At 42.6% G+C, this 6,508-nt stretch carries 9 protein-coding genes; all 9 read left to right on the forward strand.

Translation table 11 applies throughout. The features are described from left to right. The coding region (locus tag WBJ10_RS12455; RefSeq protein WP_424290768.1) for an aldo/keto reductase at positions 1–629 on the forward strand (629 nt) is incomplete at its 5' end. 25 nt (positions 630–654) lie between these two features. After that, a complete protein-coding gene (locus WBJ10_RS12460; protein ID WP_424290770.1) occupies positions 655–1,110 on the forward strand; it encodes a cupin domain-containing protein in 456 nt (151 codons plus the stop codon). Between the two features lie 89 nt (positions 1,111–1,199). Next, positions 1,200–1,697 (forward strand): nuclear transport factor 2 family protein, encoded by a 498-nt coding sequence (locus WBJ10_RS12465; RefSeq protein ID WP_424290772.1) that lies wholly within the window; start codon positions 1,200–1,202, stop codon positions 1,695–1,697. A 47-nt stretch (positions 1,698–1,744) separates the two neighbouring features. Continuing rightward, positions 1,745–2,845, forward strand: coding sequence for an alpha/beta hydrolase (locus tag WBJ10_RS12470; RefSeq protein ID WP_424290774.1), 1,101 nt, complete (start codon positions 1,745–1,747; stop codon positions 2,843–2,845). Between the two features lie 77 nt (positions 2,846–2,922). Further along, positions 2,923–3,621, forward strand: a complete 699-nt coding sequence (locus WBJ10_RS12475; RefSeq protein ID WP_424290776.1) for a flavodoxin — start codon at positions 2,923–2,925, stop codon at positions 3,619–3,621. After that, a complete protein-coding gene (locus tag WBJ10_RS12480) occupies positions 3,618–4,343 on the forward strand; it encodes a carboxymuconolactone decarboxylase family protein (RefSeq protein WP_424290778.1) in 726 nt (241 codons plus the stop codon). The genes WBJ10_RS12475 and WBJ10_RS12480 overlap by 4 nt, the downstream gene beginning before the upstream one ends. Further along, positions 4,340–5,401: an alpha/beta hydrolase gene (locus tag WBJ10_RS12485; RefSeq protein WP_424290780.1), complete on the forward strand. Its 1,062-nt coding sequence runs from the start codon at positions 4,340–4,342 to the stop codon at positions 5,399–5,401. Before WBJ10_RS12480 ends, WBJ10_RS12485 begins: the two co-directional genes overlap by 4 nt. Before the next feature lie 10 nt (positions 5,402–5,411). Beyond that, positions 5,412–5,885 (forward strand): (R)-mandelonitrile lyase, encoded by a 474-nt coding sequence (locus tag WBJ10_RS12490; RefSeq protein ID WP_424290782.1) that lies wholly within the window; start codon positions 5,412–5,414, stop codon positions 5,883–5,885. Positions 5,886–5,971: 86 nt separating this feature from the next. Further along, on the forward strand, positions 5,972–6,304 hold the full coding sequence (locus WBJ10_RS12495; RefSeq protein ID WP_424290784.1) for a nuclear transport factor 2 family protein: 333 nt from the start codon (positions 5,972–5,974) through the stop codon (positions 6,302–6,304). Positions 6,305–6,508 lie beyond the last annotated feature (204 nt).

Raw genomic sequence — 6,508 nt, forward strand, 5'->3', positions numbered from 1 at the left:
GTGTAGATCCGGCAGTACCAATCGAAGACGTTGCTGGTTTAATGAAAGACTTAATCAGCGAAGGAAAGATTTTGCATTACGGACTTTCAGAACCCGGGCCGCAAACGGTTAGACGAGCACACGCAGTTCATCCCGTGACGGCTATCCAGAATGAATATTCTCTCATCTGGCGAGGACCTGAGGAAACAATCATTCCTCTTTGCCAGGAACTGGGCATAGGATTTGTTCCCTGGAGTCCGCTCGGTGTGCAGTTTCTTACGGGTGCGATTGACGAAAATACGCGCTTCGCTCCGGGCGACATTCGCGGCACAGAGTCGCGGTTTTCTCCCGAGAATTTACCGAACAATCTGAAATTAGTGGCGTTAGTTAAAAAGTGGGCTGTACAGAAGGATGCTACTCCTGCCCAAATATCCCTCGCTTGGTTGATGGCGCAGAAACCCTGGATCGTTCCAATTCCCGGAACAACCCAAATGGCGCACATGCTGGAGAACAATGGTGCTGATCATGTGAGTTTCGGCACAACCGAACTAAACGAGTTTAACACGGAGCTGGCTAAAATTGAAATCAAAGGAGAGCGCTTACCGAAGGCAGTTCTCGTTTATTCAGGTGTAGAAGCTGCAACTAAATAGTTAATCAATTGTAATATTGAAATCGATGAAAAAATTACTCTCTCTAGTACTAATGATAAACCTTTTTGTAGTTTATCACAGTCAGGCTCAACAAAAACCAATATTTCCGAAAGGTGAGAAATCCCCAAATGTGAATCACGTTGGTGATGTTTGGCTTACAGAACTAAGTCATGCAGACAGCGTATTCACCTACAGTACCTCGGTAGCTGTTTCTGACCCAGGCGCCAGACTTAATTGGCACATTCATCCTGGGGGTCAGATTCTTATCGTTACGGAGGGTACCGGATATTACCAGGAAAAAGGAAAAGACAAAAGAATCATAAAAACTGGTGATGTCATAAAGTGCTTGCCTGGAGTAGAACACTGGCATGGCGCAACTCCCAAGACGGGGGTAACCTATATCGCTACCTCACCAACCGAAAAAGGGAAGACGATATGGCTGCACAAAGTTACCGACGCAGAGTATTTTGGAACTAAATAGAGAAATAAGGTGAACTATTAATTGACGGTTAAATCGGTCCGCAATCTCTTGCATATTAACGTATTATATAAACTAAATCAAAAACGAAGATGAAAAAAGTAATGATTGGGATATTCCTTCTTATCGCTAGTATACAGACAATGTATGCTCAGGCTAATTTACCTGGTTCGACTCCGGGAACCACGACCACTGCAGAACAGCAAGTACTTGATCTTTCTAAACTAAAATGGAAGTGGATGTCAGAAAAAAATGCTGACTCTTTAACTAATCTCTTTACGGAAAAAAGCGTTTTCGTACACATGGGTGGAAGTTGGGGGAAAGACCGGGAAATTGCCGTCATCAAAGGCGGTGGGATCTGGTATAAAAAAGCCGAAGTTTATTCGTCCGCGGTAAACTTCATTGGAAATACCGCTATTGTTTTGAACGACATTGATCTGCTGGCAGTCGTAGGTGGAAATGAAGTAATCAACCCATTTATGGTTACCGAGGTATATGTTCGGGAAAATGGATCCTGGAAACTGGGTTCACTCACTTTCTCACGCTTAAACAGACCGGTAAAACTGACCAGTGCACCCGCAAAAAACTGAAGAACTATTAATTGCTGGAATTTTCCTAATTCTTGAATTATACAGCTATGAAAAAATCGGAAGTAATAAATGGAAAGATATTCACCTTTAGTGTGTCAATACTGGCATCAATTCTCATTTCTGCATGTGCTACACCTATTAAAAATCGGGCTATGGTAATACAAAGCCAGGGCAGCTTTACTGTAGGAGGAACCACAGTTACTGAGTCAGGAACGTTTGATTTAAATAATGCCTTAAAACCTCAGGGACAAACCTTTCATGGCGACCATGCCTATGCGTTTTATCAAATCCCCGTTGAGGCGCGTAAATATCCACTTGTTTTCTTACATGGCGCAGGCCAGTCGAAGAAGACGTGGGAAACTACTCCTGATGGTAGAGATGGCTTTCAAAACATCTTTTTAAGGCGCAGGCACTCGGTATATCTGCTCGACCAACCACGACGTGGCGAAGCAGGAAAGAGTACTGTGGCTGCAACGCTAAACCCTACCCCTGACGAACAATTCTGGTTTACACAGTTCCGGATAGGTAATTATCCCAATTACTTCCCCGGTGTGCAATTTCCCCAGGACACCGCTTCGCTTGAACAGTTTTACCGACAAATGACCCCCAATACTGGGGCTTTTGATGCGAAGGTTATAGCAGATGCAATGTCCGGTTTATTTGATAAGATCGGTGAAGGAATTCTTATTACCCACTCCCAAGGCGGTGGACCGGGCTGGTTAACTGCAATAAAGAATGATCAGATTAAAGGCATTGTGGCTTATGAGCCGTATAGCAGTTTTGTATTCCCTAACGGCGAAACACCCGAGCCCATAAACTCATCAGGGCTTTTCGGCGCTCTGAAAGGCGAAGAGATACCCCTCTCCGACTTTATTAAATTAACGAAAATACCAATTGTCATCTATTACGGAGATAACATTGCAGAAGAACCCACTACAGTGTGGAATAAAGATCATTGGCGTTCCGGCCTTGCTATGGCAAGATTATGGGCAGCAACCATTAATAAACATGGCGGTGATGCAACAGTTATTCATCTGCCGGAGATCGGAGTCAGAGGCAATACACATTTTCCCTTTTCGGATCTGAACAATATTGAAATAGCGGATCAGCTATCGCGTTGGTTAACGCAAAAGGGACTAGATCAGTAATATTGGTAGTAATATCTGTAATGTGTCTACCATAAGAACTTTCGGTTCTTTGGACCTTTGTATATATAAGAAATCATATGAAAAGGTTGGCAAAACATTGGTTATTGATAGGTTATTTGTTGTTCACCATGGTATCCTGCTCCAGGGCAGAATTGCCTGCGACTATCGACAAAGAACCACCGGTGGAAATCGGCGATTCACTTAAGGGTAAAAAGATTCTGATCGTCTACCTGTCGCGCACAAAAAACACCAAAGCCGTAGCAGAGATCATCCATAGAAAAGTTGGTGGTGATCTAGTATCACTGGAGTTGGTAACGCCTTATCCGGAACATTATCAAACTACAGTGAACCAGGTAGCCAACGAGAACGCAACAAATTACCTTCCTCCATTAAAAACGAAAATCGACAGCATAGAAAAATTTGATTTGATCTTTCTTGGATTTCCAACCTGGGGGATGCAACTCCCCCCTCCAATGAAAAGTTTCCTGAAACAACACAACCTGAAAGGAAAAACCATCGCGCCATTTAATACCAACGCTGGTTATGGTGTGGGCAGCAGTTTTGATACCGTCAAACAGCTTAGTCCCGACAGCAGGATATTAGAAGGCTTTACCACCAAAGGAGGCGTGGAAAGAGACGGCATTTTATTCGTAATGGACGGTGATAAGGAAAAGCAGGTGCAGGTCGAAGTGCAAAACTGGCTCGAGAAAATAGGTTTACTCGGTACAGTTAAGACAACAAAGTCCATAAAGAAAATCACAAAGACATTGAGATGAAAAAGTTATTTAAATCAATATTATCTATAATTATGATTACCGTGACCAGCACAGTAAATGCGCAAGTAGGTGTAAGTCAAAGTCTGAGTGGAAATCAAGTAGCAATTATCCGGATATCTGCTGTTACAGGTAAAGGAGATCTATCAAAATTAAAGGCCGAACTGAACGCAGGACTTGATGCAGGACTTACAATCAACCAGATCAAGGAAGCCATTGTTCATTCCTATGCCTATGCCGGGTTCCCGCGCAGCCTTCGGGGACTGCAGACATTTATGAGCGTTTTAGATGAGCGTAAAGCTCAAGGCATAAACGACATCACAGGTGCCGAAGCATCTCCGGTTAACGATCAGCGGAGCAAATACGAACGTGGTAAAGCGATATTAGAGCACCTAACTGGCGTGCCAGAGAAAGGCCCAAAAACAGGCTATGCGGCATTTGCACCTGTAATAGAGGTTTTCCTCAAAGAGCATCTCTTTGCCGATATTTTTGAACGTGATATATTAACCTATGCTGAAAGAGAATTGATAACCGTATCAGTTCTTAGCGGTATTGGCGGAGTAGAACCGATGCTGCGATCTCATTTAAATATTTGCCTGAATGTTGGTTTAACCCGAGCGCAATTGCAAGAATTCGTGGATTTGATCAAATCAAGCATCGGCAAAAAAGAAGGTAAGTCAGCACAGACCGTGCTGAACGAATTATTAAAAAGTAAATCTTTATGAAAAAGTTAACATCAATAATAGCACTCACCATGTCAGTTATAGCGACTGAAGAAGTTGATGCTCAATCACATCAAAAGGGAAAGCAGCAAAATCCTTATACCCTGGTTTATGATGGAGCTATAAACAAAAATGAAAAAGGGAAGGTAAATATTCATCCCGTAACTTATAAGCTCAACGGGATCACTATAGCTGCAAATGTATATACCCCGGCAAACTATGATACCTCAAAAAAATACCCGGCAGTGGTAGTAGCACATCCTAACGGAGGTGTTAAAGAACAGGCATCCGGGTTATATGCCCAACGTTTAGCAGAAGCTGGTTATATAACCATTGCTGCCGATGCGACATATCAGGGAGCAAGTGGCGGAGAACCCCGTCATACCGACAAACCTGCAAGCCGAACTGAAGATATCCGTGGAATGGCTGATTTCATAACGCATTATGCTGGGGTTGATGCAGGTCGTTTAGGTATTCTGGGCATTTGCGGAGGCGGCGGTTATACGTTAAAGGCAACTCAATCCGACAAACGATTTAAGGCTGTTGCAACCTTAAGTATGTTTAATTCAGGCGAGGTGCGACGAAATGGTTTCCAAAACTCCCAATTATCAACGGTTCAAGAACGCTTAAAGCAAGCCGCAGATGCCCGTGCCGATGAAGCCGCTGGTGGTAAGATAAAATACTCGGGGGTAGCAAGCATAACTGATGAAGAGATCGCTAAAACAGCCACCGATCTGTACCGGGAAGGCTATCAGTATTACTATAGAACCCATTCACACCCTAATTCGACCTTTCTCTACACCACAAGCAGCCTGCTGGACCTGATGACCTGGGATGCAGCTACGAATATGGATCTGATAAATCAGCCTTTATTGATGATAGCCGGAAGCAAAGCAGATACAAAATATATGACTGACGAAGCATTCGCAAAAGCAAGTGGCGCAAAAAGCAAGGAACTTTTTGTTCTTGATGGAGCAACTCATATACAGAGCTACTGGATGCCTGAATATGTATCGCAAGCAGTAAATAAATTGACTGAATTTTATGCAGCCAATCTCTAAATTTAAAGTAATGAAATATACTCTTAAATACATCCTGCCGCTTGCAATTGTGTTATTCGCAGCTTGCAATAATTTTGATGAAATGAATAGCAAAAAGGAAAACGCAACTATTTTCCCGCAAGGCGAAAAGATTACAAATGAAAACTTCACGGGAACCGCATACCTGCACATGATGGTCAAAGGAGATAGTCTGAACGATGTTACTGTCGGCAATGTCACCTTTGAACCTGGAGCCCGAACCAATTGGCATTCCCATCCTGCCGGACAAATAATACTCGTTACAGATGGCGTTGGCTACTACCAGGAAAAAGGCCAGCCAAAGCAAACTCTACGAAAAGGTGATGTAGTAAATTGTCCGGCCGATATTGAGCACTGGCATGGTGCAAGTGCAGATAGCGCCTTTGTTCAGGTAGCTGTTTCCAGCAATCGTAAAGGTGGAGCCGTTTGGTTGCAGCCTGTTACGGATGAAGAATACAGTAAATAATCGCTCATTAACAGAGTTCTCAGAAAGCGATGCTAACGAGCTATTTTAATGAAACGAAAGGGGAGCAAGAAATCCGAATCTTGTCGATGGAAAAGTTTCATTGGAAAACCAGCGGACGGATTGATCTGATTGAAGAGTTGTTTGATGACGATATAGTTTTGGTCCACCTCAATGGATATATTTCGCCAAAGGCGCAGTGGATAAAAGAGCTGAGATCGGGAAGATTCATTTATAAGTCCATTGACGTTAAAGAGGCCTCCGTTACATCATACGGAAATACCGTTGTGGTAGTTGGTAAAGCAATCTTTAATGTGGTCATCAGGGGTTCTAAGAACACCTTAAAACTGACGTACACTGAAGTTTATACGTTAAAGAATAATGTTTGGAAACTGGTAAATCTTCATACTTGTGCTTACTGACAAATTCTCTTACGCTAGTTATTGAATTATAAAATCCGCAAAGATTAAGCTGATTCATTGTCATTGAACGCTAGCTCAAATTCATCTTTCAGAAATTGTGGTGTTTTTGAATCAATGAAGTAGTCCTTTAGAAAACAATAATTTATAAAACATATCCAATTATCGAATGTGACGGGAAATGAAAGTGTCGAATTAATATAAGTT

It is taken from the genome of Daejeonella sp. (assembly GCF_049655485.1).
Taxonomy (GTDB): Bacteria; Bacteroidota; Bacteroidia; order Sphingobacteriales; family Sphingobacteriaceae; genus Daejeonella.